The 247-nt window shown below is 59.5% G+C and carries 1 protein-coding gene; it reads left to right on the top strand.

What is annotated here, in order from left to right; genetic code table 11:
* On the top strand, nt 1–247 hold a 247-nt coding region (locus JYB63_RS23175; RefSeq protein WP_205660259.1), incomplete at both ends, for a hypothetical protein.

Genomic DNA, 247 nt, shown 5'->3' with positions numbered 1-247 from the left:
CTGAAGTGGCCGATGTGACCATCACCGGTCCGGCGAGCAGTGCGACCTTCAACATTGCCACCATCGATGATGCGCTGGCCGAAGGGGCGGAAGACTTCACCGTCAGCCTGGGAACCATCACAGACACTAATGACGCGTTCGAAGCGATCGTGGCGGGCACCAACAACAGTGTCGAAACCACCATCACGGACCAGACCGGCAGTGACAACCCACCGGGTACAGAAGACACCGTCATCGTCTCCCTGAC

Origin of the sequence: Aliamphritea spongicola, from assembly GCF_017051665.1 — a bacterium.
Taxonomy (GTDB): domain Bacteria; phylum Pseudomonadota; class Gammaproteobacteria; order Pseudomonadales; family Balneatricaceae; genus Amphritea; species Amphritea spongicola.
Note: the sequence above shows the minus strand (reverse complement) of the source record. Positions and strands in the feature narration are given on the sequence as shown.